14 protein-coding genes are annotated in these 17,440 nt (G+C 45.8%); 12 read left to right on the top strand and 2 right to left on the bottom strand.

Going from position 1 to position 17,440, the window contains the following annotated elements; genetic code table 11:
- The coding region (locus MSP8886_RS20535) for a DODA-type extradiol aromatic ring-opening family dioxygenase (protein ID WP_503101286.1) at positions 1-323 on the top strand (323 nt) is incomplete at its 5' end.
- A gap of 71 nt (positions 324-394) precedes the next feature.
- On the opposite strand, the gene MSP8886_RS20540 is transcribed toward MSP8886_RS20535, so the two are convergent.
- Together MSP8886_RS20540 and zntR are read right to left on the bottom strand one after the other, a co-directional pair.
- Positions 395-1,522 carry an SO_0444 family Cu/Zn efflux transporter gene (locus MSP8886_RS20540; protein WP_067020534.1) on the bottom strand — a complete coding sequence of 376 codons (1,128 nt, stop codon included), beginning with the start codon at positions 1,520-1,522 and terminating at the stop codon, positions 395-397.
- A 1-nt stretch (position 1,523) separates the two neighbouring features.
- Positions 1,524-1,967, bottom strand: coding sequence for a Zn(2+)-responsive transcriptional regulator (gene zntR / locus MSP8886_RS20545; RefSeq protein ID WP_067020537.1), 444 nt, complete (start codon positions 1,965-1,967; stop codon positions 1,524-1,526).
- Between the two features lie 239 nt (positions 1,968-2,206).
- Here zntR and MSP8886_RS20550 point away from each other — a divergent pair, with 239 nt between their 5' ends.
- The 11 genes from MSP8886_RS20550 to MSP8886_RS20600 all read left to right on the top strand — a co-directional run bounded on the left by MSP8886_RS20550 (position 2,207) and on the right by MSP8886_RS20600 (position 17,427).
- Positions 2,207-3,997 (top strand): EAL domain-containing protein, encoded by a 1,791-nt coding sequence (locus tag MSP8886_RS20550; protein ID WP_067020540.1) that lies wholly within the window; start codon positions 2,207-2,209, stop codon positions 3,995-3,997.
- Between the two features lie 14 nt (positions 3,998-4,011).
- Complete coding sequence (locus MSP8886_RS20555) at positions 4,012-6,144, top strand: ATP-binding response regulator (RefSeq protein ID WP_067020543.1); 2,133 nt, start codon at positions 4,012-4,014, stop codon at positions 6,142-6,144.
- A 214-nt stretch (positions 6,145-6,358) separates the two neighbouring features.
- Positions 6,359-8,158, top strand: coding sequence for an ATP-binding protein (locus tag MSP8886_RS20560; RefSeq protein WP_067020546.1), 1,800 nt, complete (start codon positions 6,359-6,361; stop codon positions 8,156-8,158).
- On the top strand, positions 8,155-9,504 hold the full coding sequence (locus MSP8886_RS20565) for a cobyrinic acid a,c-diamide synthase CobB (protein ID WP_067020549.1): 1,350 nt from the start codon (positions 8,155-8,157) through the stop codon (positions 9,502-9,504). The genes MSP8886_RS20560 and MSP8886_RS20565 overlap by 4 nt, the downstream gene beginning before the upstream one ends.
- Before the next feature lie 12 nt (positions 9,505-9,516).
- Positions 9,517-10,662 (top strand): cobalt-precorrin-5B (C(1))-methyltransferase, encoded by a 1,146-nt coding sequence (locus tag MSP8886_RS20570; protein ID WP_067020553.1) that lies wholly within the window; start codon positions 9,517-9,519, stop codon positions 10,660-10,662.
- Between the two features lie 14 nt (positions 10,663-10,676).
- A complete protein-coding gene (locus tag MSP8886_RS20575) occupies positions 10,677-11,486 on the top strand; it encodes a precorrin-6A/cobalt-precorrin-6A reductase (RefSeq protein WP_245659163.1) in 810 nt (269 codons plus the stop codon).
- Positions 11,483-12,160 (top strand): precorrin-8X methylmutase, encoded by a 678-nt coding sequence (locus tag MSP8886_RS20580; RefSeq protein ID WP_067020559.1) that lies wholly within the window; start codon positions 11,483-11,485, stop codon positions 12,158-12,160. The genes MSP8886_RS20575 and MSP8886_RS20580 overlap by 4 nt, the downstream gene beginning before the upstream one ends.
- Positions 12,161-12,200: 40 nt before the next feature.
- Positions 12,201-13,529, top strand: coding sequence for a bifunctional cobalt-precorrin-7 (C(5))-methyltransferase/cobalt-precorrin-6B (C(15))-methyltransferase (locus tag MSP8886_RS20585; protein WP_067020562.1), 1,329 nt, complete (start codon positions 12,201-12,203; stop codon positions 13,527-13,529).
- Positions 13,529-14,269: a precorrin-2 C(20)-methyltransferase gene (gene cobI / locus MSP8886_RS20590; protein WP_067020565.1), complete on the top strand. Its 741-nt coding sequence runs from the start codon at positions 13,529-13,531 to the stop codon at positions 14,267-14,269. The genes MSP8886_RS20585 and cobI overlap by 1 nt, the downstream gene beginning before the upstream one ends.
- On the top strand, positions 14,266-15,021 hold the full coding sequence (locus MSP8886_RS20595) for a cobalt-precorrin 5A hydrolase (protein WP_067020568.1): 756 nt from the start codon (positions 14,266-14,268) through the stop codon (positions 15,019-15,021). The genes cobI and MSP8886_RS20595 overlap by 4 nt, the downstream gene beginning before the upstream one ends.
- Positions 15,022-15,540: 519 nt before the next feature.
- The gene (locus tag MSP8886_RS20600) at positions 15,541-17,427 is read left to right on the top strand and encodes a methyl-accepting chemotaxis protein (protein ID WP_067020570.1); all 1,887 of its coding nucleotides are present in this window, start codon (positions 15,541-15,543) and stop codon (positions 17,425-17,427) included.
- Positions 17,428-17,440 lie beyond the last annotated feature (13 nt).

Genomic DNA, 17,440 nt, shown 5'->3' on the forward strand with positions numbered 1-17,440 from the left:
GTCCATTCTTAGAAACTTTGGATCACAGAGTGGTTGAAATGTGGGAAAACGCAGAGTGGAAAACATTCTGTGAAATGCTGCCTGAATACGCGGCAAAAGGTCACGGTGAAGGGTTTATGCATGATACCGCCATGCTATTGGGGGCATTAGGTTGGTCGGATTATGATCAAAAAGTAGAAGTGGTGACGCCATACTTTGGGAGTTCTGGTACGGGGCAGATCAATGCTATTTTTCCTGTTTCACCACAAACGGGAGAGGCGGTTCCTGGTCCACAAGCCTCTGTGGAAAATGGCTCGTTTGTTTATGGTAAAAGTCGCTTGTAATGTTGACGCTTGGCAAGATGTTACCAGTTGATCAGAGGGCATGATCTTAGGGATAATCCGGCTGATTATCCCTAAGTGTGTTTGTGATCATCATAGCTACTGATGACTTGTTTTTTAATCTGCTTACCTAAAGATAGGGCAATTAATAAGGCAAGTAATGCGCTGGTTGATAGAGTTAACCAAGAGGGCAGCAACGCCTCTTCTTGACCCAGTTGTGGCATCACTTGAATGTTGAACTGTGTGACCGCTAGGTCAACCAAGTAACCGAAGAAGAGTGCACCACCCAATACGCCAGTTAAATACCCCATTAGGGCTCGTTTACCGAGCTCTTTGCTGACAACGCCAAGTGTTGCGATGTTTGTGGCAGGCCCTGCCATCATGAAAACCAACACGGCCCCAGGTGAAACCCCAGCCAAGAGAAGTCCTGCCGCGATGGGGGTGGAAGCAGTCGCGCAGATATACATTGGTATAGATACGATTACCATCACCAGCATAGCAAGTAATCCGTTACCCCATTGAGCTAAAAAACCATCAGGTAAATAAGCTTGCACTAACGCTGCGAAGCCAAGGCCAATTAATAGCCAAAGAGCGGTATCATCGAGTAATTCTGTCGCTGAGTAAACCAGCCCTGAACGTATTTTACCGACAATGCTGCTGGGTTCTTGTTTCCCATCATGGCCTTGACCGCAACAAGAAGAAGTTGCTTGTGTTTTCGACGAGCAACCGTTTGTATTGACCTCCTGTTTTTGCCCCGCACAGCAGGTTTTAGGTATTGATAGGGTCTGTCTGTCTTTGACTTCGCCTTCGTCTTTACCGACTAGTACCCCTGCAATAATGGCACTGCAAACTGCAGCAATAGGGCGCACAATGGCCATAAAAGGCCCAAGTAATACATAAGACACCGAAATGGAGTCCACTCCCGTTTCAGGCGTCGACACGAGAAAGGAGGTGGTGGCCGCTTTTGATGCCCCCGCACGACGTAAGCCAACTGCCGCAGGAATAACCCCACAAGAACACAGTGGCAGTGGAGCGCCGAATAAGGCGGCTTTTATGGTGGTTTTTAAGTCATGTCCTCCAAGTTGAGTCGTCATCCAAGACATGGAAACAAACATCTTTAACATGCCTGCAAGGACAAGGCCGATGAGTAGCCAAGGGGCAGACTCTAAAAAAAGGACGTAGAAATGCTCTAAGAAAATCATGCTAGGATGCCTCATGATGGTGATGTTCATGGCGAACTTGGCTGGTATCAGACTCCAGAGCCGCTAAAATCGTACAGTGCTCAGCGCTTTCTTCGCCGCCACAGCAAGCCTCAGATAAACGTGTTAGGGAGGTCTGAAAGCGTGTTAATTCGGCGAGTTTCTGCTCCACATCAAGCAGCTTTGCATCCACTAATTCTTTAACATCCGCGCAGGCGTTATTGGCTTTATCCACTTCAATGGACAATAACTCACGTATCTCCGCCAAACTAAACCCCACCCCTTTTGCGCGGAGAATGAACTGTAGTATTTCCTTGTCTTTTTCCGAATAAAGACGGTAGCCTGAATCAGAACGGTCAGATGGTCTCAGTAAGCCGTTCTTTTCGTAAAAACGCAGTGTGTCATTATTGATTTTGCAGGCCTTTGCCAATTCGCCAATTCGATACATAGTAATGACCCCTTCATGAGCGATGACATTAAGTAGTGAATGATCAGTATAAACCTTTGAGTTAAGTCACAGGTCAAGGCATTTTTTATCGAATGGTTTTTTTTCACGACATCTGTCCATGCGCAACAAAATAAGACAAACAAATGGAACAGAATCGACTAGATTTATAGAACGATCTATTAAATGTAACCATTTGCAGTAAATGTGATGAGTTTGTCGGGGTGGAATAGGGTGTCTGTATGAAAAAGATGTCGACTGTTTTAATTGTGGATGATGTTCCTGAGAATTTACGGGTGCTAAGTGACGTCATCGCCAGTGAAGAATGTCAGGTCATGGTTGCCAATTCTGGTGAGCGAGCATTAGAACTGTTAGAACGAAATAAGCCGAGTTTGGTGTTGTTGGATGTCATGATGGGCGGAATTGATGGCTTTGAAACTTGTCGTCAGATCCGTGCGAACCCCATGCTAGTGGATTTACCTGTTATTTTTGTCACGGCTTTAGTTGATGACATTACTAAGGGGTTTGCTGCGGGGGGGAATGATTACATAACCAAGCCTATTCGAGTCGATGAAGTACGGACCCGCGTTGAACATCAACTGGAACGCTTCTATTTACTGCAACAGCTTAAAGAGTTAAATAACACGCTTGAAGAGCGAGTGCGCGAACGAACTCACGATCTCAATGCTGTTAATCGCAGTTTGCAAAAAGAGGTCAGCGAGCGGCGCTATATGCAAGATCGTTTAAACTATCTTGCCCAGCATGATTTTGTCACCAAACTCTATAATCGAGATGCCTTAGAAGAACATGTGACCCACCTTATTTCAGGTGTTCAGCATAAGTCGAATGTGAGTGTACCTTACTTTCTCCTTATCGATATTAATGAGTTCCGTTTGATTAATGATGCTTGCGGCTGTGTGGCGGGCGATAGCTTATTGTTTCAAGTCGCACAGATTATCAATCATGTAGCCGATCCTAAAAAATATTATTGCGCGCGCCTTACCGGAGATAAATTTGCTATCGCCGTTGGCAGAAGCAGCGCACAGGATATCGAAGCCTTTTTTGAACAACTCAATACAGAAATCGAGAATTTTGTTTTTAGCTGGGATGGCCGAAACTTTACGACATCCATAACTCAAATCGCCATTCCTATTACCCTAGATATGGTGACCTTTGATCAAGTCATTATGATTGCGGATGAGGTGAGTTACGCTTCCAAACAATCCGGTTCTCATCAACGGGTTGTAGTTGATGAGTCAGAGTTGGCTCTTGATGAACGCCGTAGTAACTTAAATTGGGGGTTAACCATTATCGATGGGTTGGAGAAAAATTTATTTGAAGTGCATTTTCAACAGGTCTTTTCTCTTGATGACGACAATGATGATAAGAAAAAACGTATCGAGATATTAGTACGGCTACGAGATGACAAAACAGGAACGCTTATTTATCCGAATGATTTTATTCGTTCAGCTGAGCGCTTTGGGATCGTCTCCAAAATAGATCGTTGGGTTATCCAGCATACTATGATGCAATTGTCTGAACGTCCTGAACTTTGGAACAGCATTGACCAAGTGGCTCTGAATGTGTCTGCTTTATCAGTGAGGGAGCCGAACTTTGCTCCGTTTATATTGGAAAATTTACAGAAATATCAGTTAGATGGAAGTAAGTTTTGCTTTGAAATCACAGAAACAGAAGCCCTCAATAACTTCACGGAAACACGATATTTTATGTCTTTACTGCATGAGTCTGGCTGCACTATTGCTCTGGATGATTTTGGAACAGGGTTTTCGTCTTTCTCTTACCTAACAGACTTACCCTTTGATGTGATCAAGATAGATGGCGAGTTTGTCCGAGATATGCATGTGAATAGCATTCATCACGGTATGGTCGATTCCATTGTTAAATTGGCTAAGTTACTAAATAAGCCCGTTGTCGCTGAGTTTATTGAACATCAAGAAATTGTGGTGGCCTTACGGGAGTTGGGTGTGGAATGGGGGCAAGGGTACCACTTTCATCGACCTGAAAAATTATAACGGAGGCGCGTGGAATGCCTGACTTTGAGTTGTTTGATTGGGTGTTGTTTTTGTTTGTTGTGGTCTTCTTTATTGGTTCGTTGTTATTGGCTAGACAATGGCGGGCCTTGTCATTAGAAAAAGAGCGGCACTATAGAGCCATTCATAATGCTCAGTTTGGGCTATGGCAATGGTTTATTAAACCTGATCGCTTTGAATTGTCTTTGGATTTTATTGAAGGCTTTGATGAACACCACCTACAAGTTCAAACAAAAGACGATTGGCTAGAGCACTTAAGTGAGTACGATAAAGAAGCCTTTATTGACTGGCTGATGGCAATAAAAGAAGGGAGTTCAGAGCCCGGTCTACGACTAAGCATGAGCTCTGAGCATGGCGTTGCTCACTGGATAGAGATGCGTGGTAGTGTGGTCGAAAGTGATGGGGATAATCAGCCGACCTGCATTGCAGGCACCGTTCATTGCATTTATCACCTTGTGGCGCTGCAAGAGTCATTCTTAAAAGAGACAACACGTAAAAATAAGAAAATGACCACTGAAGAAGCACTTTATTACTTGGGTGAAAATGCAGACGTTTTAGATGGTGTGGAGGTATTTGGGGACGAAGTACTTCAGGAGGAAGCGCCTCATCGTACTTCTCCTGCGTTGGCTGCAAAAGAGCAAAATTCACGTATATCAGGCATTAATGAGCTACATATTGATCCCGCTTTACAAAAAGAGGCTCAGCAACAGCAAAGTCAAAGTTACTTCCTAGCAAATATGAGTCATGAAATTCGTACGCCGTTAAACGCCATCATTGGCTACGCGCAACTATTGAGTGAAGATACGCACTTTGAGGGCGTTGCTCATACAAGGTTTCAAGCGATTATTGCCGCAGGCGAGCGCCTATTAAATATGCTCAATGATATTATTGATATTGCGCGTATTGAGGCAGGCCGTTTGGATCTGCAGGGTCACAAAATCAAACTTCATAAGGAAATTAACCAAGCGATTGATGTGATTAGTCAAACAGTTGAAGACAAAGGGCTTGATCTTAGAGTGAACAATCAAGTGAGTGAAGGTCTGTGTGTTTTGGGGGACTCTGTTAAGTTACAACGTATCTTCCATAATATTCTAACCAATGCCGCGAAGTTTACGCATCATGGATATGTTTCTGTCAGTGCCTTATATGAAAATGAAATCTTACGCCTTACGATTCAGGATACGGGCGTTGGTATGGATGATCAGTTAATTGAGCACTTGTTTACGCCATTTGTTCAAGAACGAAATGGCTGTGCTGAAAAGAGCTCTGGGCTAGGGCTGGCGTTAACAAATACCTTAGTGAAGTTGATGGAAGGGCAGTTAAACATTGACAGTATTTTAGAGGAAGGGACGAAAGTAACCATCCTGTTGCCTCTTAAAGAGGAGGTGGAAGACATTATGCCGATATTATCTGGTGAAGATATGAGTCATTTACACTTGAATCGAGGTATTCAAGTGTTGGTGGCGGATGATGATGATTGGTCTCGAGATATTCTTATTACGCTACTCGAAAAAGCGGGGTGTCAGGTTTGGGAAGCAGAGAACGGAGAAGAGGCTTTAGCCTTGTTTAAGAAGCACTCTCCTGATCTGGTGTTGACCGATATTCGCATGCCCAAAATGGATGGACGTGAGTTGCTGCAAGCAATTAGGGGGCTTCCTCAAGCTGAGCCTATTCCCATTATTGCCGTAACGGCTTCGACACTGATTCAAGAGCATCAAGCCTTGATTGATGTCGGCTTTTGGGAAGTAATATCCAAACCTTACAAAGTGGCGGAGCTTTATCAAAGTTTGGTTAACCATATTGAGGATCTGTCCTTTGTTTATGATAAAGAGGTTCCAGAGACAGGTGAAGGAAAGGAAAGTCATCACCCTGAGAGCGATGACGATATGAAAGCCACTCCACAGGTGACGAGTTTAACTGCTGAAGATTGGCGACCACTTCTATTTGCTGCCAAGGAAGGGGATATACAGCAAGCGGAAAAGTGCTTCCATTCTATCTTTCACAGTATGCCAAGTCAGCAGCGCCATGCGATCAGGCAGGCGTTGGAGCAGTTTGATTTAGGGTTGGTGGAGCAGCATGTGAAACAGTATTGTCCAGAAGCGATCAAACAGGACTTAGGGGATGTGTGAACCAAAAATTAGACGGTCATGTGCCATGTCATAAGACCAAGGTTTAGCTCAGAGCTTTGTGTTTGACTTAAAATAAGGCCTGTCCTAGTGTCTCCACAAGACAAACCGCATGAAAACCGCCTACAATAGGGCGGTTTTTTTTACATGTCACTTATTGAGTGCTTGATTGGGTTTATGCCACTCTTTTTGATTATATGAAACAGGTAACGCCAGCATGAGCAGTTTAGCCTATTGTAATTTTCCCTTTACCGCCGTTGCGGGGCAAGAGTCCTTGAAGCTTGCCCTTATTTTGGTAGCGATTAATCCGAAAATCGGTGGCGTGCTCATTAGTGGGCCGCGTGGCTCTGCGAAATCGACCCTAGCTCGTGGGTTATCTGGTGTTATGCCGACGCTGAGTGACGGGGCATTTGTGCCATTTGCTACGTTACCTTTAGGTGCCAGTGAAGATCGTCTCTTAGGGGCATTAGATTTAGAACAGGTTTTGCAAGACAAAGAGGTGGTGTTCAAACCTGGGTTGTTAAGCCGTGCCCATGGCGGTGTTTTGTATGTGGATGAAGTCAATTTGTTGGCGGATCATTTGGTTGATCAATTGTTGGATGTGTCTGCCAGCGGCGTAAACCGTGTAGAGCGTGATGGTATTAGCCATGAACACGAGGCGAAGTTCTTGCTGATTGGTACGATGAATCCAGATGAAGGGGAATTGCGTCCGCAGCTACAAGACCGTTTCGGTTTGATGGTGTCTTTGAGTAACCAATACAGTTTAGAAGAACGAATACAAATTGTGCGATTGCGTGATGAGTACGATCAAGACCCTAAAGGGTTTTGTGACGCGTTCAAATACAAGCAACGCAATCTTAGGCACAGTGTGAAGGCGGCCCGCGAGTTACTGACAGAAGTACGCTGCGCTGATGCCTTGCGTATGGACATTGCCACCCGTTGCTATGAAGCCAATGTGGATGGGGTGCGAGCCGATATCGTGTGGGTACGAGCGGCCATGGCGCATGCCGCCTGGCGTGGCGCACAGAGGGTCTCGATTGATGATATTCAAGCGGTTGAAGCGTTTGTCTTGGACCACCGTCGACAACCTCATCAGCAAGTCCCTCCTTCTAGTGTGCCGCCATCGCGTAGTGTGCCGCCATCGCGCCGTCCTGCTGATTCTTTTAAAGATCCAAAAATGCCGCCTTCACAAGCGCCAGACAACACTCGTAGCGAGCAGAAAGAGGGTCCAACCTCACAAGGAGAATGGGGCAGTATGATGCCAGAAAGTGCAGATAGTCATGGTCGAATAGCGCTTTCCGCAAGTGATATTCCCTCTCGCTCCGCATCGTCTAGTTCATCGATCAGTGAGGTGACGCCGGGAAAGCGCCGAGGTAAGCATCAAGGTGGCTATCGCCCTGATGCTTCAACAAGTAGTACGAGTGTGGATTGGTTTCGAAGTCTGACAAAAAATCCGCAAACCTGGCCACCAGAAAGCCTAACATCCAAAATGGCTAACACTGGTCAGCCAGTTTTGCACTTAGTCTTATTGGACTCGTCTGCTTCTACGTTGGGTCAGGGGAGTTTTGCAAAAGCCAAAGGGGTGATTATTGATATTGCGAAGCGCGCCTATCTTGCTCGAGAACACATGGCTATTTTAGGCTTTGGTCAGGACGGGGTCTCATCGGTTTTGCCCAGAGTACGTGCGCCAAAAGAGATCACCGAGTTATTAGATCAGTTAAGCGCAGGTGGCGGCACACCGTTTCGCCTGGTTATCGATAAGGCTTGTCAATACTTAAACCAGCAACGTAAGCGCCAAGCGGGTTTATTAAGTCGTACCTATATTTTGACTGATGGCCGTACCCAAGCGGATTTGTCAGACTTTTCAGGGTCTTCTGACAAAGGGGATTTATTGGGTGATTGCGTGCTGATCGATACCGAAAGCGCGGCCATTAAACGTGGTCGTGGACAAGACATCGCCCAACAATTAGGGGCGCAATACATATTATTGAATTCGATTTTAGGGACATCCTCATGACCAAGTCAATTGCTGCGCTGTGTCCGGCACTTTTTTTAACCGCACCGGCTTCTAATCAGGGGAAAACGACCATTACAGCGGCCTTGGCGCGGTATTTTACGAAGCAGGGTAAGGTGGTGCGTGTGTTTAAAACCGGGCCCGATTATTTGGATCCACAAATTCTGGCCCAGGCGTCTCAGCAACCTGTAGAACAGTTAGATATTTGGATGGCTGGAGACGATTACTGCCAAGATAGACTCTATCGTGCTGCCCAAGAAGCGGACTTGATTCTTGTTGAAGGGGCGATGGGCATGTTTGACGGCGAACCCTCCAGTGCTGATTTAGCGGCTCGTTTTGATATCCCCATGGCAATTGTGATGGACGTAAAGGGCATGGCACAAACCGCAGCGGCGGTTGCCTCCGGCCTAGCGAACTTTCGTCATGATGTTGAAATTGCGGGTTTGATCGCAAATCGCTGTGGCAGTGAGCGCCATGCTCAACTGATTCGTGATGCATTGCCAGATAATTTGCCCTTACTAGTAACGCTCAAGCGTGATGAAGAGGTGACGTTGCCAGAGCGCCATCTAGGGTTAGTGCAAGCCGAGGAAGTCAAAGATGAATTAGAATTGCGTTTTGAAGCCGCTGTCGATTGGTTGCAACAAAGTGCGGATAAAGGCTTATTAGCGCTGCCTAAAGTCGTGTCTTTTCAACCCGCGAAAAAACCAGTAAACACTATAAAGACTGAGCCATTACTGCAGGGAAAAACCATAGCCGTTGCCAACGATGCAGCCTTTAGCTTTATCTACGACGCCAATGTAAATGTGTTAACAGATCTAGGGGCGAAGGTGGTCTTTTTCTCGCCATTAAATGATGCAGAGGTGCCCGAAGCTGATGCTTTATGGTTGCCAGGTGGTTACCCAGAATTGCATGCCAAGGCGTTGTCAGAAAACGTCAGTATGCGCACGTCCATTCAGGCATTTTACCAATCCGGTCAGCCGATTTTAGCCGAGTGTGGTGGCATGCTTTATAGTTTAGAAACCTTGACGGATTTAGAGGAAAGCGAGTACCGCATGTTAGGTATTCTGGAGGGACAAGGCGCGATGCGGGGGAAGCGTGGTTGTCAAGGTATGCAAACGGCTGTTATGCCAGAAGGTGACATTCGTGGACATGCCCATCATCGGTCCCGTAGCGCCAATACCCCCACTCCTGTGGGTTATGGTCGCCGTCAGCGTCATCCTGCACCGGGGGAGCCAATTTATCAGCAAAAAGCGTTAACGGCGAGCTATCTACATTTGTTCTTTCCCTCTAATGTGGAAGCGACTGCAAAGTTATTTTTAAAGCAAGCTTCGTCCTTAGCGAGCGAGTAAGGCTAGGTAATTATGTGGCCAGAAAGTGCTGACGAGCCTGCTCCCCTTCGCACAGGGTTGACCACAGGAACCTGTGCAACAGCCTGTTGTGTGGCCGCGGCACAAGCGCTTTTAGGTGGTCATCAAACCTCACAGGTGAGTGTGACTTTACCTAAGGGGCAAACGGTTGAACTGACCATTGAGTCCTATCAAGCGTTGGACTTAACCTTGGAAAAGGGTATTAGAACATCAACGGTTAAGGATGCAGGAGATGATCCAGACGCGACCCATGGCGCAACGGTGTTCGTTGAGCTGCGTTTGACAGCCGAGCAAGGGGTTCAATTTTTTGCGGCTCAAGGGGTCGGTACGGTAACCCGAACGGGCCTTGTATTAGCCGTTGGTGAGCCTGCCATTAATCCCGTGCCTAGAAACATGATGGTGAGCCATTTGACCGAGTTCGCTAAACGTTATGATTATAACGGCGGCTTTGCTGTTTCTGTTGGCGTAGTCAATGGTGAGCAAATTGCCCTGAAAACCATGAACCCTCGTTTGGGCATTGTGGGAGGGCTATCTATTCTTGGCACCACGGGAATTGTGCGGCCTTTTTCTTGCGCTGCTTACATCGCCTCGATCCATCAAGGGATTGATGTGGCCCGAGCCAATGGTCTGACACATATTGCGGCCACGACGGGCAATGCCAGTGAAGTGGCAATAAAACAGCATTATGGCTTAACAGACATGGCTTTGATTGAAATGGGTGACTTTGTCGGCGCCGTGTTAAAGCATATTCGAAAAGTGGAGCACGCTGCCTCGATTCAATTAAGCAAACTCAGTATTTGTGGTGGCTTTGGTAAAATCAGTAAACTGGCCCAACAGCATATGGATTTAAACAGTCGAGTCTCGAGTATTAATTTAGAGGCCTTGGCGGATCTTGCGGCCACTCTGGGTGCCAATGAATCACTTCAAACGCGTATGCGAGGGGCCAATACCAGTGTGGAAGCCTTGGCGTTGTTTAAGCAACATGCTAATGGCAACCAAGAAAATTTGGCGGATGCTGTGTGCCAGCAGGCGCTGTTGTTTGCTCGCCGCTATATTCCTGATCATATGGCATTGGAAGTGTGGTCGATTGATCGCAAAGGCCAGTTTGTAGGCTTTGCCACCGATACAAAGATTGAATAGAGGGGATGATGGCGTTGGATGCAAAAGAGCGAACAAAAAAGCTGCTGCTACTTGGTGGAACGGCGGATGCCAGACGGCTGGCGGATGCGCTGCATCAAGCGGGCATCCGCGTGATATACAGTTTGGCTGGCTTGGTGCGCGTCCCTAAAGTGGATTGTGAATTAGTGGTCGGTGGCTTTACGCAATTTGGTGGGTTAGCCAACTATCTAACCGAACAGAATGTTGCTGCTATTTTGGATGTCACCCACCCTTATGCGCAAACCATGAGCAGCAAAGCGGTTGAGGCCGCTAGGGAGGTTGGTATCCCTTGTTGGCGTTTCCATCGCCCCGCGTGGCAAGCTGTCGCGGGAGATCAATGGCGTTATTATGACGACGATGAAGCACTTATTTTGCAATTAGCTCATTTTAAGCGTCCATTACTGAGCGCGGGTCAAGTGAACGAAGACTCGTTGCAACGCATTTTACAGCTGCCAAGTATTGAATATGTAGTGTTGCGAACGGCAGTGGCGCCTGCATTTGATCTGCCTAGGGCAGTACATTGGGTAAAAGCCATTGGGCCTTTTCACCTGGAAGAAGAACAGCATTTATTGCAGGCTCAACAAGTGGATGTCATTGTCAGCAAAAGCAGTGGAGGCAGCGCCACCTATGCTAAGTTGGAAGCGGCCCGAGCGTTATCTATCCCTGTTTTGCTACACACAAGGCCACGCTTGCCGGAAGCGGATCAAGAATTCAGCGACACAGATAAGTGCCTGCAAGCGTGTTTAGCGGCTTGGGGGAACATCATTCCGACTTTTAAAAATCAACAAAAAGACAACCAACAGTGACTCAAGATACTTTTTTTCAACAGGTTTCCGACAACGCTTATCAATATGAGAACAACCCTCAGGCGATTGAGCAGGAGAGCTTTCGGCAAATTCGCGAATTGACCGATCTATCGGCTTTTACTCAAGATCAACAACAAGTAGTGATGCGAGTGGTGCATAGTTTGGGCTTTCCTGATGTGTCGACCCAAATGCGTTTTAGCCAACATGCCACCCAAGCAGGGCGCGAGGCGTTAGCAAAACATTGTGCCATTTTGTGTGATGTGGAGATGGTCAAGCAAGGTGTGACCAAACGCATGATAGAACGTGAACCCTTGTGTTTTCTAAACGATCCTCGTACTGCTGAACTGGCAAAAAACAAAGGGGAAACTCGATCTATGGCAGCCTTGAGTTTATGGCAAGACACTCTAGCGGGCAGTGTGGTGCTTATTGGGAATGCACCGACGGCGCTGTTTCGTTTATTGGAGATGATCGCACAAGGGGCGCCCAAGCCCGCTTTAATTATAGGAATGCCAGTGGGGTTTGTGGGGGCGGCTGAGTCGAAAGAGGCGTTGTGGCAAGTCCATGAAAGGCTTGGTATCGAATGCATGACGTTGCTTGGTCGCATGGGGGGCAGTGCAGTGACTTCCGCCAGTTGTAACGCTTTATTGCGTTGTAATATTCAAGAGTATTATTAGTGGAAGTGGGCGGTAAAGATAATTGATGGAAAAAATACCGATGAAAATACATGTTGTTGGCCTTGGGGTCGCGGAACAGGCGATACTCTCGGAAGAAGCGCAATTACTGCTTGCGAATTTATCTGCCAAGGACATTGTCTTGGGGGCCTCTCGCCAACATGACACCATTGCTCACTATTCTCATCAAGCCCAGAGACAGGCGTTACCTAAGCTAACACAATTGGCAGAGTTGTTTGGTCAGTGGCAAACCCAAGGGGCTGAGCAGGTGGTGGTCTTAGCGTCGGGGGATCCTCTCTATTATGGCATTGGGGCTTGGTTAGTACGTACTTTTCCGTTTGAAGCCTTGTGTTTTTATCCCAATGTGTCCAGCGTGCAAGTGGCTTGTCATCGCCTTGGTTTGTCTTTGCAAAACGTTCAGGTCGTGAGTTTGCATGGCCGTCCACTGGCCAGTTTACGTCGCCATTTGCAGTCAAACAAAACCTTGGTGTTACTGACCGACCAATACAGTCAACCGAAACAGATCGCTCAAGAATGCATCATGGCTGGGATGGATCACAGTGAAATAACGGTGTGTGAGGCGCTAGGCTATGCCCATGAAAAAGTACGAACCTTTGTGGCCAAAGAGGGGCTTGAGAATGACGCTGTGTTTGATCCATTGAATGTGATCGTGGTGAAAACCAGTCAACAAACGTCAATTTACCCAAGTGCTCCAGGTATTCCAGATGTGTCTTTTATTACCGATAAAGGTGAAGGGAAAGGCATGATAACCAAGCGGGAAGTACGTCTGGCGGTTTTGTCTTATATGAATATCAATCAGGATGACACTGTTTGGGATATTGGTGCAGGTTGTGGTGGCGTCAGTGTGGAGTTGGCCTATTGGCATCCTCATAGTCGGATCATTGCCATTGAGCATCATGCCGAGCGTTTGGCATGTTTAAGGGCCAATCAAGAGCGCTTTGGTGTTGTACAGAATTTGTCTATTGTGGCGGGTCGGGCTCCTGATGCGCTGGTGGATTTACCCTTACCGAATAAAGTTTTTATTGGCGGCAGTGATGGGGAGCTCTGCGTTTTACTTGAGAGTGTTTGGTCGATTTTACCGCTTGGTGGCACGTTGACAGTGAGTGCTGTGACCGAAGAGACTAAATACCAAGTAATGCAATTTGTTCAGCAACGTGATCTAAAGCAAGACGCAAACGAACAGAGTGTGCAATTGTCTATCAGTAAGGGGGAGCGACTAGCAGGGCAACGCGTGTTTCGCCCAAATTTGCCCGTGAGCCTTTTTCATTTTTCTAAGCTTAGTGGTAAAGTCGCGCCCCATTATCATTATGTTCTCAAAGAAAGCACGAATGCCTTTAAGGAAAACGCCTAATGAATGGCATGGACACAGAAGAAAAACAGGGTCGATTTATTGGTGTCGGTGTCGGACCCGGCGACCCAGAGTTAATTACCCTAAAAGCCTTACGTTTAATTCAATCCGCCGATGTGATCAGTTATCTTGCGAATGCCGAAGGAGGCTCTCAAGCGAAAAGCATTGCCTGTGAAGCGTTTGTTGGTGTGGCTCATAAACAGCATGAAATAGCCATCGTGATGCCCATGTCTACCGACCGTCAGCTGGCTAACGACGCTTATGATCGCGGTGCTAAGGCTATTGCCCATGAATTATCACAAGGTAAGGATGTGGTATTTTTATGTGAGGGGGATCCCTTGTTTTTTGGTTCCTTTGCCTATTTACTAGAGCGCTTAGAAGGACGCTTTGCATGCCAGGTAATACCTGGAGTGTCGTCCATCAATGCGGCATCGTCAGCCCTGAATCACCCGTTAACGGTCTTAAAAGAATCGTTAGCTGTAGTGAGTGGGCGTCATTCGCCAGAGCAAATTGATAGTGCACTTGAGCAACATGATAGTGTCGTCATTATGAAAGCAGGGCGAGCGCGTCCGCGTATTTTAATGGCCTTGCGTAAGACCAATCGAATACAGGATGCGAAATATCTAGAATATATCGGTCGCGACAATGAACGTATTGTTCATGATGTATCGACCTTGGAAAATGGTGCTGGGCCGTACTTTTCACTTTTTGTCGTGACCAAATCGGAGCGAGGCACCCGATGATTCGAGTGATTGCGTTAACGCCAGCCGGAAAAGAACTGGCCCAGCGCTTACGGACTTTTTGGCCCGACAGTGCCCTAGACTATAAACCAAAGCCGTTCGCCGAGCAGGTGCAAAGGGCATTTGAACAGGGGGAGTCGCTGATTTTTATCTGTGCCACTGGCATTGTTATGAGAACGCTTGCTCCTGTGATCCAAAACAAGCGTCAAGATCCTCCAGTGTTGGTATTGGATGAAGAAGGCAAGTTTGTCATCCCGCTTTTGTCTGGTCACGAGGGGGGAGCCAATGAGTGGGGGTCACAAGTGGCACAAACACTTGGCGCCCAATTGGTAGTGACGACGGCAAAGCCTTATCTGAATCCGGTTTACACTCTTGGTATGGGGTGTGAGCGTGGGTGTCCGTTGGCGTTTCTTGAAAGCTTAATGCTCGAAGCGTTAGATCAAAACGACTTAACCCCAAGTGATATTAATTCACTCAGTAGCATTGATATTAAAGCGGATGAAGTGAATCTTATCGCGTTAGCGGAAAAATACGATTGGGTCTTTCATACTTTTTCAGCCGATCAACTCTCTACCATGGAAGCTTTCCTTAGTTCTCGCTCTGAATACGTTTATAACACCGTTGGCGTCTACGGTGTGGCGGAATCCGCCGCTTTGTTCGCTGCCCACAATGTGACGGGCTCAGAGCCAGAGCTAATGCTTAATAAAATAAAAAATGCCAAAGCGACTTGTGCTATAGGGCGTTCCTTTCCATAAAGCTGATGACGTTTAGTCATCCCCAATCGTCGGCATTTTTCTGAAAAATGGCGCTGTGTTATCGGCGTACTTTTGTGCTGGTTTTTCATTGTAAAGACTGGATGAGTACAAGGTGATGCTTGATAAAAGCGACATGCTATTGATGTCGTGACAGCAAAGTTGTAGAAATGTGTACTTTTGTCAATAAAAAGTAAAAAAATTAAGACTGGGGGATAGGAAGAATGCCCTCATTAAGGTACTCTTCTAGCAAATTAGCTATGGAAGCGTCTTCTAAACGGATTTTTATTCTGAGTGTTTTACCACTCACTCCTTGTGAAAAAAAAATTATAAATCATAAGGTTGAATTCTCTTATAAAAATGTTTTTTCAGTGTGCTGTCTTTTACTTCTATTTTATATGTAGTTAACTGATTTTATTATTTTTTTGAGAGGTTCGAATAGAAAGTATGTCTTCTATATTTTTTGTATTGGTCATTTTAATGGTGTAACTAATAACGGCCTCGTTGATAAGGGACATAACTATGCAAATCTCCTTAAAAAATAGAATTCTATTTTTTACTCTTTTTCTCATTTTGATTATTTCATGTATTTTAACTTGGAACGGTTATTACCGGTTCAGTTCATTTAATACAAAGTCTGCTCTAGACAATCAAAAGGTTGAAACCAGTCTTGTTGCAGAGGCCCTTGATGAAAAAATAAATGGCTACTTCAAGGCTTTAAATAGTTTTTCGGTGAGTTTTAACGACGATTTAAACTTTTCAGATCAACAGCAGGTGATTAAGGCTCTAGATAAATTGAAAAAAACAGACCCTCATATTCTGGCGGCGTTTGTGGGACTGAAAAATGGTAAGTCTTTTGAAGGAGGCCGATTTTACCCTGGTTTTAACGCAAAAGAGTTAAATAAAGAATGGTATGTTCGCGCCTTTTCTGGTGAGAAAAATATCATTACTAAAGCGTATTTTGGCGAGGGAGAGCAAGCTGATGTGTTTGCATTGGCTTCACCTATTTATCATGATGGTAATGTGGTCGCTGTGGTTTGTATTACATTAAAAGTGGCTGAGCTCACGGACTATATTAAAACCTTAGTGCCTAAAAATAATGTGTTTGTATATGATGACTCTGGGTATGTCGTCTCAGCCCCTAGTAAAGAATTGTTGGGTAAAAATATTTACGATATTCGACCAGACTACAAAAAATTTTCTTCAAGTCATCCTGTTCTTGACTATTCGATCGATGGTCGTGGTGTGAAAGCCTTTGCAGGAAAGTTAAAAGATCGTAATTGGACGGTTGTTTCTTTCACCTGGGATGATGTGGTTTCCAAGCCAAGTCAGGACATGTTAATTGGTTCCATCATTATTTTTGCTGTTTTGATTATTCTATCCCTATGTATTGTTTATATAGGTGTAGTAAATTTGGTTTACAAACCCATTGGCGGGGAACCAAAAGAAATCTCTCTGATCATTTCTCGAATTGCCAAAGGGGATTTATCCCAACCCTTAAAACAAAACGGTGATGAAACAGGAATTTATTCCTCAATTATTGCTTTGAATAATAAATTATCAGACATTATCAAAGGTAGTCTGTCGATTTCTGACAGTGTGTCATCGGCTTCCGAGGAATTAACCTTGGTGATGAAGAGCACGGCGGAGAACGCGCAAGAAGAACTTAAAGAGGTTGAGTCGATTGCCAATGCGGTGAATGAGTTGTCTAATGCGTCAGAAGAAGTCAGCGCGAACGCTGTTCAGGCAGAAGACCAAGCGAATAAGGCCATAGAGAGTGTAACGAAAGGACACCAAGGGTTAGAAAAGTCGATTAACTTAACCCGCTCTATTAATACGACGTTTAATCAAACCGCAGAGATGATTGCCAAGTTACGTGAAGAAACGCTCAATATTGGTGAAGTCACTAATGTCATCAGCTCCATTTCTGAGCAGACAAATTTATTGGCACTCAATGCCGCCATTGAGGCCGCGCGTGCAGGCGAACAAGGTAGAGGCTTTGCAGTGGTCGCCGATGAAGTTCGAAGTCTTGCTGCGAAGACCCAAGAATCAACATCAACCATTCAAGCAATTATTAATACATTGCAAGATCAGTCCAAAAAAGCCAATGACAATATGATCGAGAATGTGAGATCAATTGAGGAGTCCGTAGAGCTGGCTGAAAATGTGAAAGTGTCTTTTGATGAATTAACGACATACGTTCGCACGCTTTCTGACATAAATACTCTCGTCGCTGCAGCGTCTCAAGAGCAGTTTAATGTCACGGCAGACATTAATAAAAATACCGCGACAACGGTGGATTTAGTGAATCAAAATGTGTCAGCGGTTGAACAGACTCAGCAGGCGGCAAAAGAGTTGGCACAGTTAGCGTTGAAGCAAAAGGACACATTGGATTTCTTTAAGCATTAGGAGCCTTGCCAGA

This window comes from Marinomonas spartinae, assembly GCF_900089775.1.
Taxonomy (GTDB): Bacteria; Pseudomonadota; Gammaproteobacteria; order Pseudomonadales; family Marinomonadaceae; genus Marinomonas; species Marinomonas spartinae.

What these genes read in the sequence shown, in the direction of transcription:
- MSP8886_RS20565 (WP_067020549.1), top strand. Translation starts at nt 8,155, where the DNA reads ATGACCAAGTCAATTGCTGCGCTGTGTCCGGCACTTTTTTTAACCGCA.
- MSP8886_RS20600 (WP_067020570.1), top strand. Translation starts at nt 15,541, where the DNA reads ATGCAAATCTCCTTAAAAAATAGAATTCTATTTTTTACTCTTTTTCTC.
- cobI (WP_067020565.1), top strand. Translation starts at nt 13,529, where the DNA reads ATGAATGGCATGGACACAGAAGAAAAACAGGGTCGATTTATTGGTGTC.
- MSP8886_RS20550 (WP_067020540.1), top strand. Translation starts at nt 2,207, where the DNA reads ATGAAAAAGATGTCGACTGTTTTAATTGTGGATGATGTTCCTGAGAAT.
- MSP8886_RS20570 (WP_067020553.1), top strand. Translation starts at nt 9,517, where the DNA reads ATGTGGCCAGAAAGTGCTGACGAGCCTGCTCCCCTTCGCACAGGGTTG.
- MSP8886_RS20585 (WP_067020562.1), top strand. Translation starts at nt 12,201, where the DNA reads ATGAAAATACATGTTGTTGGCCTTGGGGTCGCGGAACAGGCGATACTC.
- MSP8886_RS20540 (WP_067020534.1), bottom strand. Translation starts at nt 1,522, where the DNA reads ATGATTTTCTTAGAGCATTTCTACGTCCTTTTTTTAGAGTCTGCCCCT.
- MSP8886_RS20560 (WP_067020546.1), top strand. Translation starts at nt 6,359, where the DNA reads ATGAGCAGTTTAGCCTATTGTAATTTTCCCTTTACCGCCGTTGCGGGG.
- zntR (WP_067020537.1), bottom strand. Translation starts at nt 1,967, where the DNA reads ATGTATCGAATTGGCGAATTGGCAAAGGCCTGCAAAATCAATAATGAC.
- MSP8886_RS20555 (WP_067020543.1), top strand. Translation starts at nt 4,012, where the DNA reads ATGCCTGACTTTGAGTTGTTTGATTGGGTGTTGTTTTTGTTTGTTGTG.
- MSP8886_RS20595 (WP_067020568.1), top strand. Translation starts at nt 14,266, where the DNA reads ATGATTCGAGTGATTGCGTTAACGCCAGCCGGAAAAGAACTGGCCCAG.